Below are 16,110 nucleotides of genomic sequence, written 5' to 3'. Positions count from 1 at the left end.
ACGATGAGCCAGGCGCAGGAGCACGACCAGGCGGGGCCCGCCGTGCCGCAGACCCGCACCGCACGCCACCGGCGGATCGTGGACATCCTCAACCGGCAACCGGTGCGGTCGCAGAGCCAGTTGGCGAAGCTGCTGTCCGACGACGGGCTGAGCGTCACCCAGGCGACCCTCAGCCGGGACCTGGACGAGCTGAACGCGGTGAAGATCCGCAACAACGACGGCGACCTGATCTACGCGGTGCCGAGCGAGGGGGGTTTCCGGACCCCCCGGGCGCCGCTGGGCGAGTCGGCGAAGGAGGAGCGGATGCGGCGGCTCTCCGCGGAGCTGCTGATCTCCGCGGAGGCCTCGGCGAACCTGGTGGTGCTCCGGACCCCGCCGGGCGCGGCCCAGTTCCTGGCCTCGGCCATCGACCAGGCGGAGCTGCACGACATCCTGGGCACGATCGCGGGTGACGACACGCTGCTGCTGATCAGCCGGGACCCGGTGGGCGGACAGGCCCTGGCCGACCACCTGCTGAGGTTGGCGCAGAACGGGCACTGAGGGGCACTGACGGGGCGCGGAGGCCGAGGAGCGACTCCGGGGCGTCGGCGGAGGTGGAGCGGTCACCGAAGGGGATGCCCGGGGAGTGGCCGGCCACGGGTACGTCGTGGCCGCTCGCGCAGTTCCCCGCGCCCCTGAAAAGGGGCTTCGCCCCCTTCCCCGTCCGTCCCGGCCGCGGGCGGTCGTGCCGCTGGGCCGGCACGGACGGGCGCGGCGGCACCCCGCGCGCCCTTGGTGGTTCCCGCCCGGCCCGGCACCACCCCGCTCAGCCCAGCCGCGCGGCCAGGCCTCTCGTGCAGCGGACCTCGTCGCCCGCCGTGATGAGGAGCGCTTCGGTGTCGTCGAGGGACTCCAGCCAGGCCAGGCCCTCGCGGGAACCCATGGCGAACGCGGCCGTCGCCCAGCAGTCCGCCCAGGTCAGACGGGGAGCCACCACCGTCACCGAGACCAGGTCGGTCACGGCGGACTTCCCCGTACGGGGGTCGACGATGTGCGCGCCCCGCTCGGCCGTGCCGGACGTGGCCACCGCCAGACGGTCCGCACCGGCCGCGGTGACGACCGCCGCGAGCCCTCCGGGGCGCAGGGGGTCCGCCACACCGACGCGCCACGGCCGCTCAGATCCCGGCACACCGCACAACTGGACGTCGCCGCCCCCGTTCACGTTCACCCCGGTCGCCCCGGCCTCCGCCAGCAGCCGGGCGGCCCGCTCGGTGGCCCACCCCTTTACGAGGCCGGTCGGGTCGAAGCGGCCCTCGTAGGTGGCGCTGAACCAGCCTCCGCTCAGCCGCTCGGCCTCGGCGCACAGTTCGAGCACCTCGCCGACCTCGGGGGCGCACTCCTCGATCGTCACCTCGCCCCGGGCGAGCCGGGAGATCTGACTGTGCTCGCGATAGGTGCTGAACACCTCGTCCACGGCGTGCAGCCCGGCCACCGCCTCGTCGAGCGCGGCCCTGATCGCGGCGGGCTCCCCTCCTCGGACGTCGAAGGAGAAGACGGTGCCCATGACCTCCTCGGCGTGCCGCAGCTGGGCGGGCGCGGCGGCCCCGACGGGTTCGGCCATCGGGTCAGCCGGCCTGGTCCAGGGCGGACTGGAGGGACTGCTTGTAGCCGCCGCTGGTGTATGTGGCGCCCGAGACAGCATCGATGTCAGCGCTCCCTGCCGAAACGGCGTTCTTGTTGAGCTGGGGGATGGCGGTACCGCTGATCTGGGTGGAGCGGCCGCCGGTGGGCTGCTGCAGTGCCTCGGCATTGGTGATCTTGCCGTCGGTGACCGTGACGCGGACCTGGACCGGCCCGTAGTCCGTCTTGATGGCCGAGCCCGTGAGCACCTGGGTGCCCGTCGACTGCCCGGTCCCGGACTTCTCGGCGTCGCCGCCCGTGTCCTGCGCGTCGCCGCCCGCCTCGACCTCGGTGCCCGACTCCTGCGCCTTGCCGGCCTGGTCCAGGGCGGACTGCAGGGACTCCTTGTAGCCCGCGCTGGTGTAGGTGGCGCCGGACACCGCGTCGATGTCGGCGCTGCCGGCCGCCACGGCCGCCTGGTTGAGCTTGGGAATGGCGTCGCCGCTGATCTGGGTGGAGCGGCCGCCGCTCGGCGCCTGCACGGCCTCGGCCTTGGTGATCTTGCCGCCGCTGACGGAGATCCTCACCTGGACCGGCCCGTACTGGGTCTGGACGGCACTGCCCGTGAGCACCTGGGCGCCCGCGTCCGGTGCCTTGCCGGCCTGGTCCAGGGCGGACTGCAGGGACTCCTTGTAGCCCGCGCTGGTGTAGGTGGCGCCGGACACCGCGTCGATGTCGGCGCTGCCGGCCGCCACGGCCGCCTGGTTGAGCTTGGGAATGGCGTCGCCGCTGATCTGGGTGGAGCGGCCGCCGGTCGGCTGCTGCACGGTCTCGGCCTTGGTGATCTTGCCGCCGTCGACGGTGATCCTGACCTGGACCGGGCCGTACTCGGTGTCGACGGCGGAACCCGTCAGGGTCTGCGCGCCCGCCGCCACCCCGCCCTGCGCCGAAGGCGCGCCCCCGGCCGCGCCGGCCTGCACCGATCCGGCGTCCGAGGCCGGCTTCAGCGACAGCAGCAGCACGATGCCGGACACGGTGGCGGCGGTGGCGAGCAGAGTCCGCCGGATGGGGTGGCTCTTCTTCATCGCTCCTTCAGCTCCTGAACTGTGAAGTCTCGCGGGGGAGACCCGTGGGGCGAACCCGTGGGGAAACCCATGGCCAGAAAGTCGGGGTGGGAAGGTCCTGGTGACCTACCGCTGGGACGGTCCTGGGACCTACGGCTGGAACGTGCGGGGGACCACCGGCGGGTACGGCCGGTCGGGCGGGACCCGGGCCGGGCGGTCCCCTCGCTCACATCTCGAACGACTCGTGGTGGATACGGCGGGTCGGGACGCCCGCGCCGCGCAGTGCCTCGTACACGCCCTGCGCGAAGCCGGGCGGCCCGCACAGGAAGACGTCGTGGCTCTCGATGTCGGGGATCTTGCGGCGCAGCGAGTCCGGCGAGATGTCCGGGCGCTCACCGTCCGGGCTGTTCACCGCGTACATCAGCCGTGCGCCGCGCTCCTCGGCGATCTGCGCCAGCTCGTCCCACAGCGCCAGGTCCTGGGTGCTGTTGGCCCGGTAGAGCAGCGTCAGGTCACCGGCCGCGCCGGGCAGTGTCTCGAACAGGGCCCGCATCGGCGTGATGCCCACACCACCGGCCACCAGCAGCACCTTGCCCCGGCTGCGCTTGCCGGCCGTGAGCGCCCCGTAGGGGCCCTCCGCCCACACCCGGACGCCGGGCTCCAGGTCGCGCAGGGCCGAGCTGTGGTCGCCGATCGCCTTGACCGTGATGCGCAGCATGTTGGGGCGGGGCGCCGCCGACAGCGAGTACGGGTGCGAGCTGAACCGCATGCCCGGGGCGAGGAACCGCCAGCGGAAGAACTGCCCGGCCTCCGCGCCCATCCGGTGCAGCTTGCGCCCGCTCATCAGCACCGAGACGATGCCGGGCGACTCCTCGATGACCGCCTCGACCCGCAGCCGGTGCTTCAGGTTCAGCTTGATCGGAGAAACGATCCGGTACCAGACCACCAGCGCGGTCACCGTGCCGTACAGCGCGTACCAGCCGGTCTTCGCGGCGGGTGTGGCGGCGAACTCGTTGCCGGTGGTGATCTGGTGCCAGAAGGTCAGGAACGTGGCCGCGTACGTCAGCAGGTGCGTGTGGTACCAGAGGTCGTACGGGATCCGCTTGCGCACCGGGCCGATCGAGATGAGCCCGATGAACACCAGCAGGCCGGTGCCGATGGCGGCCTTGCCCATGTCCGGCAGCTGGTTGATGGAGTCGATGGTCTGCTGGAGGATCGCGGTGTGGGTGAGGCCGGCCTGGAGGGCGTACCCGTACATCGTGAGGACGACGTGCGCGACGACCAGGCAGAGTGTGTAGCGGCCGGTCATCGCGTGCCAGCGGGCCACCCGGTCGGAGCCGACCCGCCTCTCCAGCGCGGGCACCCGGGCCATCTGGAGCACCACCAGGGCCATCAGGTACCCGCCGAGCAGACCCGTGATCCGCCCGGCGTTGACCATCTTGCTGCCCTGGTCCGCGATGGACGGGGTGTTGTCCCACCACAGCCACACCACCGCGGCCGCGCCCGCCCAGAAGGCGATGAGCAACGGGACGGCGGGGGAGCGACGAGGTCGGATGCGGCGCATCGTCTGGCGGCGCGCGGCGCGACCTCCGGCGATCGTGGACACGGTTCCTCCGTGGTGGGCTGGACCCTTGGCCCACACGTACGTGCTGGGAGTGCCGTGTGTTCAACCGCGTGAACAACTCGCCGTACGGAGGGGCCGATGGCGCGCCGGAGTCCCGCGTCCCGCGCGTCAGACGCCGGAGGGCGGCAGCGGCAACGGCAGTCCGGGAAGCCCGTCCATGCTGGTCGCGATGTGCTCCTTGGAGCTGAAGTAGGCGCTGAGGGAGTCGTCGTCCTCGCGTGCGAAGCGCCGGCCGTGCAGGTCGCGGTCCTCCTCGTACGCCATGAACGGCACGGAGTAGCCGCAGCTGTCGCGGATGCGCTCGGCGCGGACGACGATGACGGCGCGCAGGCCGTGCGGGGCGGGGTCGATGTCGGGGAAGCGGGCGAGGAGTCCGGCGAAGCGCGGATCGTCCCGGAAGACGGCCTCGCCCGTGCCGTGCACCCGCACGATGGTGGGTGGGCCCTGGAAGGCACACCACATGAGGGTGATCCGGCCGTTCTCGCGCAGGTGCGCGATCGTCTCCGCGTTGGACCCCGCGAAGTCCAGGTACGCGACGGTGAGTTCGTCGAGGATCACGAACGACCCCCGCAGACCCTTGGGGGAGAGGTTGACCGTGCCGTCGGCGGACAGGGGCGCGGTCGCGGTGAAGAAGAGGGGCTGGGCCTCGATGAACGTACGGAGGCGGCCGTCTATGCGCTCGTAAGTCTTTCCCATGGCTAACGATTATCGACGGAAACGCTTCGCCTGTCTAAGGAATTGGCTGTCCGGGGAATCGGGTGCGGGAACACGAATTCCGGGTGGACCCCCTCGCTGGGATCCACCCGGAACCGGATTCGCCGTGGCCGCCCCGGCCGGCGCGCGGGGCGGTCACGGCCCCTGGTGCCCTCAGAGGGCGCAGGAGGTCACTCGCCGGACGAACGGGTCATCGTGAGAGTGCGTGGACGGTGCGGACTACTGGTCGAGCTGGCAGGGGGCGAGCTTCTCCAGGCCCTCGGGCTTGGCGGCGGCGCGGCCGATCGCGGTCTCGATGCGGTTCAGCGTGGCGACGCGCTTGTCCTCCAGCGGGCCGAGGATGGCGTTGTCGACGAAGTTGGCGCCGCCCTGGCCGACCGTGTCGATCAGGCGCTGGTTGGCTTCCTGGATCTGGGTGTCGAGGAGGGCGAGGTTGCGGTCGACCTCGGCCTGCGCGGAGGCGGGGATCGCCGGGAGGCTTCCCTCGACCGCCGGGCAGGAGATGGCGCCCGCGGCACCCGCGTTGTCCTCGGCGCCGGCGTTGCCCGCGTCCTCGGCACCCGCGCCCGCACCCGCGCCGTCGTCAGCGCCGGCCTCTTCGCCCGCGCCCGCTTCCTCGCCGGCGCCCGCGGCGCCGCCCTGGTCGAGCTGGCAGGGGGCGAGCTTCTCCAGGCCCTCGGGCTTGGCGGCGGCGCGGCCGATGGCCGTCTCGATGCGGTTCAGCGTGGCGACGCGCTTGTCCTCCAGCGGGCCGAGGATGGCGTTGTCGACGAAGTTGGCGCCGCCCTGGCCGACCGTGTCGATCAGGCGCTGGTTGGCTTCCTGGATCTGGGTGTCGAGGAGGGCGAGGTTGCGGTCGACCTCGGCCTGCGCGGAGGCGGGGATCGCCGGGAGGCTTCCCTCGACCGCCGGGCAGGAGATGGCGCCCGCGGCACCCGCGTTGTCCTCGGCGCCCGCACCGGCACCGGCCTCGGCACCCGCACCGGCCTGGTCACCGGCTCCGGCCTGGTCACCGGCGGCGCCGCCCTGGTCGAGCTGGCAGGGGGCGAGCTTCTCCAGGCCCTCGGGCTTGGCGGCGGCGCGGCCGATGGCCGTCTCGATGCGGTTCAGCGTGGCGACGCGCTTGTCCTCCAGCGGGCCGAGGATGGCGTTGTCGACGAAGTTGGCGCCGCCCTGGCCGACCGTGTCGATCAGGCGCTTGTTGGCCTCCTGGATCTGCGTCTGCAGCAGGGCGAGATTGCTGTCGACCTCGGCCTTGGCGGAGGCGGGGATCGCCGGGAGGCTTCCCTCGACCGCCGGGCAGGAGATGGTGCCGGGGGAAGCGGCCCCCGCGGCGTCCTGCCCGCCGTTGTTGGCACCCTCACCGGCGAGAGCGGAACCCGCGATGACCGCTCCGGAGAGCACGACCGCGGCGGCGCCGCCGATGATCCCTACGCGACGCTTGTTGTACTTCGGAAGAGCCCTGGACATGCGGATGCCTCACTCGGGTCGGGTGTGGTCGGTGTGAACTAACGCGGCGCCTGCGTTCGGTGAGAGTTACGAGCAAGCGGTTTCATTTGTTCAAAGCTTTCTCCGCATCTCCCAAAGTTCTCTCAGATTGACGATTCATGCAGAGTTCTGCATACTCATGCATGACAGCGAACAGTGCGCGGAGATCTAGGAGCAACGCGAGTGAGCAGCAACAGCGGTGACGTACGGCTCTGGGGCGCCCGTTTCGCCGACGGTCCCGCAGAGGCCCTGGCGAAGCTGTCCGCGTCGGTCCACTTCGACTGGCGCCTGGCCCCGTACGACATCGCGGGCTCCCGCGCCCACGCGCGCGTGCTGCACAAGGCGGGCCTGCTCACCGAGGACGAGCTGACCCGGATGATCGCCGGTCTGGACCAGCTCGAGGCGGACGTGGCGTCGGGCGACTTCGTCGGCACCGTCGCCGACGAGGACGTGCACACCGCCCTGGAGCGCGGCCTCCTGGAGCGTCTGGGCCCCGACCTGGGCGGCAAGCTCCGCGCCGGCCGGTCCCGCAACGACCAGGTCGCGACGCTCTTCCGGATGTACCTGCGCGACCACGCCCGCACGGTCGGCGGCCTGATCGCCGACCTCCAGGACGCGCTGATCGGACTGGCGGAGGCCCACCCGGAGGTGGCGATGCCCGGCCGTACGCACCTCCAGCACGCCCAGCCGGTCCTGTTCGCCCACCACGTCCTCGCCCATGTCCAGTCCCTCTCCCGGGACGCGGAGCGGCTGCGCCAGTGGGACGAGCGCACGGCCGTCTCCCCGTACGGCTCGGGCGCCCTCGCGGGCAGCAGCCTCGGTCTGGACCCCGAGGCGGTGGCGAAGGACCTGGGCTTCGAGAACGGCAGCTCCGCGAACTCCATCGACGGCACGGCCTCGCGTGACTTCGTCGCCGAGTTCGCCTTCATCACCGCGATGATCGGCGTGAACCTCTCCCGGATCGCGGAGGAGGTCATCATCTGGAACACGAAGGAGTTCTCCTTCGTGACCCTCCACGACGCGTTCTCGACGGGCTCGTCGATCATGCCGCAGAAGAAGAACCCGGACATCGCGGAGCTGGCCCGAGGCAAGTCCGGCCGCCTGATCGGCAACCTGACGGGCCTGATGGCGACGCTGAAGGCCCTGCCCCTGGCCTACAACCGCGACCTCCAGGAGGACAAGGAGCCGGTCTTCGACTCCATCGACCAGCTGGAGATCCTCCTCCCCGCCTTCACCGGCATGATGGCCACGCTCACCGTCCACCGTGAGCGCATGGAGGAACTGGCCCCCGCCGGCTTCTCCCTCGCCACCGACATCGCCGAGTGGCTCGTCAAGCAGGGCGTCCCGTTCCGCGTCGCCCACGAGGTCGCCGGCGAGTGCGTGAAGGTCGCCGAGTCGGAGAACAAGGAGCTGAACGATCTGACGGACGACCAGTTCGCCAAGATCTCCGCCCACCTGACCCCCGAGGTCCGCTCGGTCCTCAACGTCCCCGGCGCCCTCGCCTCCCGCAACGGCCGCGGCGGCACCGCCCCGAGCGCGGTGGCGGTCCAGCTGGCCGACATCAAGCGGGACGTGACGGCCCAGCACGCCTGGGCGACCGCCAAGAAGGGCTGATCGACCGCCCTGAACGGGCCGCAGGCCCTGTAGGGGCGCGGGGAACTGCGCGACGCCACGACGAGGCCGCATCCGCCCAAGAGCCCGTACTCATGGGCTCTTGGGCGCCCGGGCTGCCCGAGCGGAGCGCGGCCGCGGGTTACGTTGGTCGGAAGCCCCAAGGATCCGACCGAACGGAGCCCGCGATGCCCTTCGCCCGACTGGCCGCAGCGACCACCCCCACCTGCCATCTCGGACTCGGCCTCGCCGCAGTCGCCCGCCCCGGTTACATCAACCTCGGCCGCGACGCCGACCTCGGCGAGAACCGCACGGTCGACGCCCTGCGTGCCCGCACCCACGAACTCCTCGACGCCGCCTACGCCCAGGGAGTCCGCTACTTCGACGTGGCCCGCTCGTACGGCCGCTCGGAGGAGTTCCTCGCCGACTGGCTGACGTCCCGCCCCGGCCACGACGACATCGTCGTCGGCAGCAAATGGGGCTACACCTACACCGCCGACTGGACCACGGACGCCGAGCGGCACGAGGTCAAGGACCACAGCCTCCCCACGTACGAGCGACAGCGCGCCGAGAGCGCCGAACTGCTCGGCGACCGGCTCGACCTCTACCAGATCCACTCGGTGACCCCGGACAGCCCGGCCCTCACCGACAAGGAACTCCACGCCCGGCTGGCACAGGCCGCCGCCGAGGGCGTCACCATCGGCTTCTCCACCAGCGGCCCGGCCCAGGCGGAGGCCATCCGCACCGCCCTCGCCGTGACCGTGGACGGCGAACCCCTCTTCCGTACGGTCCAGTCGACGTACAACGCGCTGGAGACCTCCGCCGCGCCCGCCCTCGCCGAGGCGCACGACGCGGGGCTCACCGTGATCGTCAAGGAGGGCATGGCGAACGGCCGTCTGGCCGGCCCGCACGCCCCCGGGGCGTTCAGGGCCGTCGCCGAGCAGACGGGGCTCGGCTGCGACGCCGTCGCCCTGGCGGTGGTCCTGCGACAGCCGTGGGCCGGTGTCGTCCTCTCCGGCGCCGCCACCACAGGCCAGCTCGCCTCCAACCTGCACGCGGCGGTCGTCGACCTCGACGACGAACAGCTGTCCGGCCTCGCCGACCTGGCCGAGGACCCGCGGACCTACTGGGAGAAGCGCGGACAGCTGCCCTGGCACTGAGAACTCCCCGCGGTATCCGTCACGCTATGAGACAGCCGTGCCCATGATGAGACACTGATGTCTCACATGGGCTATGGTTGTCTCATGGCCGTCGATCGTGAACACATGCTGCGCAGCGCAGCCGCCCTGCTGACCCGCAAGTCCACCGCGACGATGGACGAGGTCGCGAAGGCCGCCGGGATCAGCCGGGCCACGCTGCACCGCCACTTCGCCGGGCGCGACGCGCTGGTACGGGCGCTGGAGGCGCTCGGCATCGCGGAGTGCGAGGCCGCGCTGGACGCGGCCCGCCCGACCGAGGGCCCGGCGCGCGAGGCCGTACGACGGCTCGTGCGGGAGATCGAGCCGGCCGCCGGCCTCCTCGCCTTCCTCTACACCGAGGCCCAGCTGTTCGAGGGCGACCAGCAGCACGAGGGCTGGTCCCGGATCGACGACCGCATCGCGGCCCTCTTCAAACGCGGCCAGGCCGCGGGCGAGTTCCGTATCGACCTCACCCCGGCCTGGCTCACCGAGGCGCTGTACGGCCTGCTGGCCTCCGGCGCCTGGGCGGTCGCGGAAGGCCGTGTGGCCGCCAAGGACTTCACCTACATGACCGCCGAGCTGCTGCTCGGCGGCGCACTGCGTCATCCCGAACAACCGAGAGAGGAATCATGACCAGCACCCTGCGGCCGGCGCGCACCACGGAGACGGAGAAGAGGCCGGGCCGCTGGCTCGCGCTCTGCGTCCTCGTGCTCGCCGTGCTGCTGGTGGCCGTCGACGCGACCGTCCTCGGTCTCGCGACCCCCTACATCAGCGAGGACCTGCAGCCGTCGGGCACGCAGCTCCTGTGGATCGGTGACGTCTACTCGTTCGTCATCGCGGGCCTGCTCGTGTCGGCCGGCAGCCTCGGCGACCGCATCGGCCGCAAGAAGCTGCTGCTCATAGGGGCCACGGCGTTCGGCGCGATATCCGTGCTCAACGCCTATGCGACGACGCCCGAGACGATGATCGTCGCGCGGGCCCTGCTCGGTGTCGCGGGCGCCACCCTGATGCCCGCCACCCTCGCCCTGATCCGCAACCTCTTCAACGATCCGCGCGAGCGCAGCCTCGCCATCGGCATCTGGGGCGCCACGGCGTCCGCCGGCACGGCGGTCGGGCCGGTCGTCGGCGGGTTCCTGCTGGAGCACTTCTGGTGGGGTTCGGTCTTCCTGATCAACCTGCCGGTGATGGCGGTCCTCGTCCTCGTCGGCGTCAAGCTGCTCCCCGAGTCCCGCCACCCGAGCCCCGGCCCCTGGGACATGCCCAGCGTCGGTCTGTCACTGGTCGGCATGATCGGTGTCGTGTACGCGGTCAAGGAGACCGCCACCCACGGCCTCGACGGCAACGCGCTCGCCGCGGGCCTCTTCGGCCTCGCCGGACTGTTCTTGTTCGTACGCCGTCAGCTGACGCTGCCGCACCCGCTGCTGGACATGCGCCTGTTCCGCAACCGGGGCTTCTCCGGAGCGGTCCTGGCCGACCTGCTGACCATTCTGGGCCTCTCCGGCCTGGTCTTCTTCCTCTCGCAGTTCCTGCAACTCGTCCAGGGCCGGGGCCCGTTGGAGGCGGGTCTCGCGGAGCTGCCGGCGGCCGTCGGCGCGGTGGTCGCGGGCCTGATCGCCGGAACCGCCGCCCGCCGCTTCTCGGTCCGTTCGGTGGTCGCGGGCGGTCTGGCGGCCATCGGCGTGGCCCTCGCCCTGCTCACCCTGGTCGACCGGACCACCGGCTACCCCCTGATCGGGGCGGCGCTGCTGATCGTCGGCGTCGGCGCGGGCTTCTCCTTCACCGTCACCGCCGACGTCATCCTCTCCAGCGTCCCCAAGGAACAGGCGGGCGCGGCCTCGGCCGTCTCGGAGACGGCGTACGAGCTGGGCGCGGCCCTCGGCATCGCGGTCCTGGGCTCGATCGTGACGGGCGTCTACCGCGACTTCCCGGCCCCGCCCGGCACCCCGGCCGAGGCCCACGAGTCCCTGGGCGGAGCGGTGGAGGCGGCGCGGACCATGCCGCCGAAAACGGCACACCACATGCTCACCTCGGCCCAGGACGCCTTCGTCGACGGCCTGACCATCGCCGCAGCCGCAGGAGCGACAGTACTCCTGGCAACGGCAGCCACAGCCTGGTTCCTCCTACACACCCAACACCTGGACAACACCCCCTAAACCAACACGCCCACCCCAAGCCCCCCCGCCCCGCCAGGGGCGAGGGGGCTTGGGGAACGCAAGAAAAGCCCCCGCCAGGGGCGCGGGGAACTGCACGAAAACCCCCACCCACCCGCACCCGACAAACGAGGCGAGCACCCCCTCAGGGGCGCGGGGAACGGCGCGACAAGCCCCCACTCACCCGCACCCGCACCCGCACACGCCCCCGAGCCCCCCCCAACCCCCACCGCCAAACCAGCGGAGCTACGCCGCTTCCTTGGCCTTCGACGCGTACATATCCACATACTCCTGCCCCGACAACCGCATGACCTCAGCCATCACGGAATCGGTCACCGCCCGCAGCACGTACCGATCCCGGTCCATCCCCTCGTACCGCGAGAACTCCATCGCCTCACCGAACCGCACCGTCACCCGATGCGGCCGCGGCACCCCCGCCCCACCCGGCTGGATCTTGTCCGTCCCGATCATCGCGAAGGGGACGACCGGCGCCCCGGTCATCAACGTGAGACGGGCGATGCCCGTACGCCCCCGGTACAGGCGGCCGTCGGGCGACCGCGTCCCCTCGGGGTAGATGCCGAACATCCGGCCCTCGTCCAGCACCCGCCGTCCGGTCATCAGCGCGGCGACACCACCCCGGCCGCCGTCACGGTCGACGGGGATCATGCCGACACCGGTGAAGAACCAGGCCATCAGACGGCCCTTGATCCCCTTGCCGGTGACGTACTCGTCCTTGCCGATGAAGACGACCTGCCGGTCGCAGACCAGCGGCAGGATCATCGAGTCGATGAAGGTCAGGTGGTTGCCGGCGAGGATCACCGGACCGTCTCCCGGAATGTGCTCGGCGCCCTCCACCCGGGGGCGGAACATCAGGCGCATGATCGGTCCGAGCACTGCCTTGATGAGCACGAAGCGGGACAACAGGCCCTCCCATGTCAAGCGTTCCGGTACAAGTATGTGCAGGTGAGGACGATACTCCCGGCTCCGGGGCCGGCGCACACCGGATTCACCGAGTGGATACCAAGTGTTGACGCTGTTTTACCTGCGGTGACGCACGGGTGGCGGCCTGTCACCGGCCGGAAACATGTGACCGACATCGCGCCACCGATCCGACAGTCCGTCACATCACGCCTCTCGCGCGACACAAGGCGTCTTCCGCGTGTTCGGTCCCAGGTCTCCCGGCGGTCACCTCCGGACACCTACGATCGTCCCGCTTTGACAGGTGCAGGGCATCACGGTGGAGGAGCCGGTCATGGGGACGCAGGAGTCGCGGCAGTCGCAGGACTCGAACGAGCAGGGACGCGGAGCGGGCCGACGGGCACTGCTGGGCGCCGCGATGCTCGGCGCGGGCGGAGCGGTCCTCGGGCTGCCCGCCACGGCCTCGGCCGGTGAGGCCGCGTCGGGCACGAAGTCGGGCGGCGGGTACCGCAGACTCCCCGTGCCGACGATCATCGCGCACCGCGGTGCCAGCGGCTACCGCCCGGAACACACGCTCGGCTCGTACCAGCTGGCCCTCGACATGGGCGCCCACGTCATCGAGCAGGACCTCGTGCCCACCAAGGACGGCCACCTCGTCTGCCGTCACGAGAACGACATCACCGGCACGACCGACGTGTCGGCGCACCCCGAGTTCGCCGACCGCAGGACCACGAAGGTCGTCGACGGAGTCACCTACACCGGCTGGTTCACCGAGGACTTCACGCTCGCCGAGCTGAAGACCCTGCGCGCCAAGGAGCGCATCCCGGCCAACCGCCAGGAGAACACCCTCTACGACGGCCGCTGGGAGATCCCCACCTTCGAGGAGGTGCTGCGCTGGGCCGACAAGGAGGGCAGGAAGCGGGGCGAACGGGTCTGGCTGCACGTCGAGACCAAGCACCCCACCTACTTCCGCAAGCTGGGCCTCGGCCTGGAGGAGCCGCTCGCCAAGCTGCTGCGCAAGTACGACAGGCACAAGAAGAACGCGCCGGTCTTCCTGCAGTCGTTCGAGCCGAGCAGCATCCAGCGCCTGAACGACCTGGTCGACAGCCCCCTCGTCGTCCTGCTCTCCGGCGCCGCCACCCGTCCCTGGGACTTCGTCGAGGCCGGCGACCCGCGCACCGTCGCCGACCTGGTCAAGCCGGCCGGGCTCGCCTGGATCGCCTCGTTCGCGAACGGCATCGGCCCCACGCTCGACCTGATCATCCCGCGCGACTCGGGCGGCAACCTGACCACGCCGACCACCCTCGTCGCGGACGCGCACGCCAAGAACCTGATCCTGCACCCCTACACCATGCGCAACGAGAACACCTTCCTCCCCGCGAACTTCCGCAGGGGCACGGACCCCAACGCCTACGGCGACGCCTTCGGCGCGTTCAAGGTGTACTTCGACACCGGTATCGACGGCATCTTCACCGACAACGCCGACACCGGCCTGCTGGCCCACGCGGACTTCGTCGGCGACTGACGACCGCCCGGCGGCCCGGCCGTCAACGCCCGAGCCGTCGGCCCCGATTGGGGTGATTCCCGTCCGCCCCGGCAACCCCTGCCGGGGCGGAGTCGTCCCGGGGCATATGACACACGACATGCTCACCACCCTCCGCCCCCTGCTGGTCGCGGAGGTGTCGGCCGAGGCCGACGCGGCCGGCACCGAGGCGGGGGACCTGGAACAGGCGGTCTGGCTGCGCCTGCTGGAGCGGATCGACGCCGACGGCCCGCCCGCCGACCCCGAGGGCTGGCTGCGCAGCGCCGTCCGCTTCGAGGCCCGCCTCAGCCGCCGTACGGCCCGGCGCGAACTGCCCTACACCGCCGAGCCCGCCGACGAGCACGCGCCCGGCCCCGAACAGCAGGCCCTGACGGCCGCCCGCCGCCGCGCGCTGTACGCGGCCGTACGCCGGCTCCCAGGCCGATGCCCCCGGCTGCTCGCGGCCCTGCTGTCCCCGAAGGACCTCACCTACCGCGAGATCGCGGGCGAGTTGGGTATCTCACAGGGCAGCCTGGGTCCGGAACGTTCCAGATGTCTGGGATGTCTTCGACGATTGCTGTCCGCGGAGGTTGCGGCGCGCGAACCACGGGGATAGGAGTGAAGGACATCGGGTGAGCAGGTGAGCGGGAGGCGTGCACACATGGGCATGAGCGTGACCATCTCGGTGGCGACCGAGCAGGACGCCGAGCAGATCTTCAGGCTGCAGTACCTGTGCTTCCAGGGCGAGGCGGCCCTGTACGGCAACTACCGCATCGATCCGCTCGTCCAGAGCCTCGACTCCGTCCGCGAGGAGGTCGCCGCGGACTGTGTGTTCGTGGCCCGACTGGGTGACGAAGTGGTCGGCTCCGTGCGCGGCGCCCTCGACGCCGACGGCACCGCGGCCATCGGCAAGCTCTGCGTCCACCCACGCCTCCAGGGCCACGGCATCGGCGCACGGCTCCTGCGCGCCGCCGAGTCCGCCCTCGCCGAGGAGCGCGGCGCCACCAGGTTCCGCCTCAGCGCGGGCCACCGCAGCGAGGGCAACCTCCGCTTGTACCGCCGGGTCGGCTACGAGACCGTGGGCACCAGCCAGGGCCGGGACGGCGTACCGATGGTGGTGCTGGAGAAGCCCGCGGCGGCGTACGCGACGACGGCGTAGAGCGGGGGGCGGGCCCGACACGCCCCCGGTGGGGCGCGAAGAGCCGCACGACGAGCCACGGCGGAAACCTCGGCCGCCTGACGACGAGACCTCAGGCGGCCTGTCCCTGTCGCGCGCTCTTGCGCAGCCAGTACATCGCCGTGACCGGCAGGATCACGGGGATGAACAGATATCCGATCCCGTAGTCCGACCACACGGTCCTGTCGGGGAACGCCGACGGCTCGACCAGCGTCCACGTCCCCACGACGAGGACGCCGGCCAGTTCGACCGCGCAGCAGATCCGCGCGGCCCGCCGGGCGAACTCCCCGCCCCGCACCAGCGAGTACGTGATGAACCCGTACACGACACCGGCCACCGCGGACAGCGTGTAGGCGAGCGGCGCGTGCTCGAACTCGGTGGAGATCTGCACGGCGGAGCGGGACACGGCCCCGACGACCATCACGCCGTAGAGCCAGACCAGCAGCATTCCCGGCCCGCTGATGAGCCGCGTCCGCTTGGTGTCCCGCGGTACGTCGTCCGTGGCGGTCACGTCAGCCTCCCCAGATGTCGTAGAGCCGCACCTGCAGCACGGCGAGCACCACACCGCCGGCCGCGACGGTCACGCTGCCCCAGCGGGTGCGCTCCGCCAGAGACATGAACCCGGTGACCGGGACGCAGGCGAGCGCCCCGAGCAGATAGGAGACGAAGATCGTGGTCCCCTGCTCCGGCTTCTCCCCGCGCGCCAACTGCACGATGCCGACGACCAGTTGCACCAGGGCCAGCACCGACACCACGGCCATGCCGATGAAGTGCCAGTCCTTGGTCGGCTGATCGCGGTACGCGGCCCAGCCGCACCAGGCGGCGAGCAGAAGGGCGGCGACGGCGGTCGTCACCGTCAGGGGAACAAGCATGCCGCGACCCTATTACGGCTCAAAACCCCGCCGCGCCCGGCCCCGGCCCGTGAAACCCGAAGGCCGCGGATCGTGGCCTTGGCCACAACGGCCGTTGCCCACGGAGTGGACGCCACCCCATCGCACCTGCGGATATACCTCCCAAGGCTGTCCGCATTGCGGACAGCCCGCTCTCACCTGCCGCATGCATCTG

General features: G+C 71.3%; 15 protein-coding genes and 1 pseudogene. 8 read left to right on the top strand and 8 right to left on the bottom strand.

Translation table 11 applies throughout. From position 1 onward, the window contains the following. Positions 1-3 precede the first annotated feature (3 nt). Positions 4-540, top strand: a complete 537-nt coding sequence (locus H4687_RS09375; RefSeq protein ID WP_046916194.1) for an arginine repressor — start codon at positions 4-6, stop codon at positions 538-540. A 265-nt stretch (positions 541-805) separates the two neighbouring features. Here H4687_RS09375 and H4687_RS09370 read toward each other — a convergent pair whose 3' ends face one another. From H4687_RS09370 to H4687_RS09350, 5 genes and pseudogenes are all read right to left on the bottom strand, one after another. Next, positions 806-1,600: an FAD:protein FMN transferase gene (locus H4687_RS09370; protein ID WP_046916193.1), complete on the bottom strand. Its 795-nt coding sequence runs from the start codon at positions 1,598-1,600 to the stop codon at positions 806-808. A 4-nt stretch (positions 1,601-1,604) separates the two neighbouring features. Then, on the bottom strand, positions 1,605-2,684 hold the full coding sequence (locus H4687_RS09365) for an FMN-binding protein (RefSeq protein WP_046916192.1): 1,080 nt from the start codon (positions 2,682-2,684) through the stop codon (positions 1,605-1,607). A 205-nt stretch (positions 2,685-2,889) separates the two neighbouring features. Beyond that, complete coding sequence (locus H4687_RS09360; protein ID WP_046916219.1) at positions 2,890-4,227, bottom strand: ferredoxin reductase family protein; 1,338 nt, start codon at positions 4,225-4,227, stop codon at positions 2,890-2,892. A gap of 168 nt (positions 4,228-4,395) precedes the next feature. Then, positions 4,396-4,983 carry a pyridoxamine 5'-phosphate oxidase family protein gene (locus H4687_RS09355; RefSeq protein WP_046916191.1) on the bottom strand — a complete coding sequence of 196 codons (588 nt, stop codon included), beginning with the start codon at positions 4,981-4,983 and terminating at the stop codon, positions 4,396-4,398. Positions 4,984-5,640: 657 nt separating this feature from the next. Continuing rightward, positions 5,641-6,471, bottom strand: a pseudogene (locus tag H4687_RS09350) (hypothetical protein); the annotation flags it as partial. A gap of 201 nt (positions 6,472-6,672) precedes the next feature. Between H4687_RS09350 and argH the strand changes: the two are divergent. The 4 genes from argH to H4687_RS09330 all read left to right on the top strand — a co-directional run bounded on the left by argH (position 6,673) and on the right by H4687_RS09330 (position 11,431). Next, positions 6,673-8,103: an argininosuccinate lyase gene (argH, locus tag H4687_RS09345; protein WP_046916190.1), complete on the top strand. Its 1,431-nt coding sequence runs from the start codon at positions 6,673-6,675 to the stop codon at positions 8,101-8,103. A gap of 185 nt (positions 8,104-8,288) precedes the next feature. Then, positions 8,289-9,260 (top strand): aldo/keto reductase, encoded by a 972-nt coding sequence (locus H4687_RS09340; RefSeq protein ID WP_046916189.1) that lies wholly within the window; start codon positions 8,289-8,291, stop codon positions 9,258-9,260. Between the two features lie 84 nt (positions 9,261-9,344). Next, positions 9,345-9,911 (top strand): TetR/AcrR family transcriptional regulator, encoded by a 567-nt coding sequence (locus H4687_RS09335; RefSeq protein WP_046916188.1) that lies wholly within the window; start codon positions 9,345-9,347, stop codon positions 9,909-9,911. Next, complete coding sequence (locus tag H4687_RS09330) at positions 9,908-11,431, top strand: MFS transporter (protein ID WP_046916187.1); 1,524 nt, start codon at positions 9,908-9,910, stop codon at positions 11,429-11,431. Before H4687_RS09335 ends, H4687_RS09330 begins: the two co-directional genes overlap by 4 nt. A 243-nt stretch (positions 11,432-11,674) precedes the next feature. On the opposite strand, the gene H4687_RS09325 is transcribed toward H4687_RS09330, so the two are convergent. Continuing rightward, positions 11,675-12,349, bottom strand: a complete 675-nt coding sequence (locus H4687_RS09325; protein ID WP_050398524.1) for a lysophospholipid acyltransferase family protein — start codon at positions 12,347-12,349, stop codon at positions 11,675-11,677. Positions 12,350-12,680: 331 nt separating this feature from the next. Between H4687_RS09325 and H4687_RS09320 the strand changes: the two genes are divergently transcribed. From H4687_RS09320 to H4687_RS09310, 3 genes are all read left to right on the top strand, one after another. Further along, positions 12,681-13,871 (top strand): glycerophosphodiester phosphodiesterase, encoded by a 1,191-nt coding sequence (locus H4687_RS09320; RefSeq protein ID WP_192781659.1) that lies wholly within the window; start codon positions 12,681-12,683, stop codon positions 13,869-13,871. A gap of 106 nt (positions 13,872-13,977) precedes the next feature. After that, positions 13,978-14,484, top strand: a complete 507-nt coding sequence (locus H4687_RS09315; protein WP_046919557.1) for an RNA polymerase sigma factor — start codon at positions 13,978-13,980, stop codon at positions 14,482-14,484. 45 nt (positions 14,485-14,529) lie between these two features. Further along, positions 14,530-15,027, top strand: a complete 498-nt coding sequence (locus tag H4687_RS09310) for a GNAT family N-acetyltransferase (protein ID WP_046919558.1) — start codon at positions 14,530-14,532, stop codon at positions 15,025-15,027. A 91-nt stretch (positions 15,028-15,118) separates the two neighbouring features. Here the strand turns inward: H4687_RS09310 and H4687_RS09305 are convergent, their stop codons facing one another. Together H4687_RS09305 and H4687_RS09300 are read right to left on the bottom strand one after the other, a co-directional pair. Beyond that, positions 15,119-15,556 carry a hypothetical protein gene (locus H4687_RS09305; protein ID WP_046919559.1) on the bottom strand — a complete coding sequence of 146 codons (438 nt, stop codon included), beginning with the start codon at positions 15,554-15,556 and terminating at the stop codon, positions 15,119-15,121. A 1-nt stretch (position 15,557) separates the two neighbouring features. Beyond that, complete coding sequence (locus tag H4687_RS09300; protein WP_046919560.1) at positions 15,558-15,917, bottom strand: hypothetical protein; 360 nt, start codon at positions 15,915-15,917, stop codon at positions 15,558-15,560. Positions 15,918-16,110: the final 193 nt, after the last annotated feature.

It is taken from the genome of Streptomyces stelliscabiei (assembly GCF_014873495.1).
Classification (GTDB): Bacteria; Actinomycetota; Actinomycetes; order Streptomycetales; family Streptomycetaceae; genus Streptomyces; species Streptomyces bottropensis.
This window is presented reverse-complemented; position numbering and strand designations above follow the sequence as displayed.

Excerpts from the sequence above, each read along its gene's own strand:
- H4687_RS09310 (WP_046919558.1), top strand. The coding sequence starts at position 14,530 with ATGGGCATGAGCGTGACCATCTCGGTGGCGACCGAGCAGGACGCCGAG.
- H4687_RS09300 (WP_046919560.1), bottom strand. The coding sequence starts at position 15,917 with ATGCTTGTTCCCCTGACGGTGACGACCGCCGTCGCCGCCCTTCTGCTC.
- H4687_RS09330 (WP_046916187.1), top strand. The coding sequence starts at position 9,908 with ATGACCAGCACCCTGCGGCCGGCGCGCACCACGGAGACGGAGAAGAGG.
- H4687_RS09320 (WP_192781659.1), top strand. The coding sequence starts at position 12,681 with ATGGGGACGCAGGAGTCGCGGCAGTCGCAGGACTCGAACGAGCAGGGA.
- H4687_RS09355 (WP_046916191.1), bottom strand. The coding sequence starts at position 4,983 with ATGGGAAAGACTTACGAGCGCATAGACGGCCGCCTCCGTACGTTCATC.
- H4687_RS09375 (WP_046916194.1), top strand. The coding sequence starts at position 4 with ATGAGCCAGGCGCAGGAGCACGACCAGGCGGGGCCCGCCGTGCCGCAG.
- H4687_RS09370 (WP_046916193.1), bottom strand. The coding sequence starts at position 1,600 with ATGGCCGAACCCGTCGGGGCCGCCGCGCCCGCCCAGCTGCGGCACGCC.
- H4687_RS09365 (WP_046916192.1), bottom strand. The coding sequence starts at position 2,684 with ATGAAGAAGAGCCACCCCATCCGGCGGACTCTGCTCGCCACCGCCGCC.
- H4687_RS09340 (WP_046916189.1), top strand. The coding sequence starts at position 8,289 with ATGCCCTTCGCCCGACTGGCCGCAGCGACCACCCCCACCTGCCATCTC.
- H4687_RS09360 (WP_046916219.1), bottom strand. The coding sequence starts at position 4,227 with ATGCGCCGCATCCGACCTCGTCGCTCCCCCGCCGTCCCGTTGCTCATC.
- H4687_RS09315 (WP_046919557.1), top strand. The coding sequence starts at position 13,978 with ATGACACACGACATGCTCACCACCCTCCGCCCCCTGCTGGTCGCGGAG.
- H4687_RS09335 (WP_046916188.1), top strand. The coding sequence starts at position 9,345 with ATGGCCGTCGATCGTGAACACATGCTGCGCAGCGCAGCCGCCCTGCTG.